The sequence below is a fragment of the Belnapia mucosa genome, assembly GCF_016775475.1.
Lineage (GTDB): Bacteria > Pseudomonadota > Alphaproteobacteria > Acetobacterales > Acetobacteraceae > Belnapia > Belnapia mucosa.
This window is the reverse complement of sequence record NZ_JAEUXJ010000140.1, coordinates 1-245: the sequence shown is the minus strand read 5'-3', so window position 1 is coordinate 245 and position 245 is coordinate 1. Positions and strand designations below refer to the sequence as shown.

The 245-nt window shown below is 76.3% G+C and carries 1 pseudogene; it reads left to right on the top strand.

Annotation, left to right across the window (positions count from 1 at the left end):
• A pseudogene (locus JMJ55_RS30690) lies at nucleotides 1-244 on the top strand (hypothetical protein); the annotation flags it as partial.
• Nucleotide 245: the final 1 nt, after the last annotated feature.

Below are 245 nucleotides of genomic sequence, written 5' to 3'. Positions count from 1 at the left end.
TGAGGCGGAGCATGATGCCCGCGTCGCGGGGCTTTCGCCCGAACTGGCGGCGGTGGCGGCGGCGATGCAGGTGCCCTTCCTGCCGCTGCACGCGCCGCGTTCGGCCAGTGCCGCCTGGCGGCATGGCGCCGCGCGCGGCGACGGCATCCATCCGGATGCCGCCGGCGATGCCGCCATGGCAGCGCTGATCGAGGCCTGGGCGCCCTGGCGGGCGCTGTCCGGCGGGTCGCTCAGGGTCCGGTGAA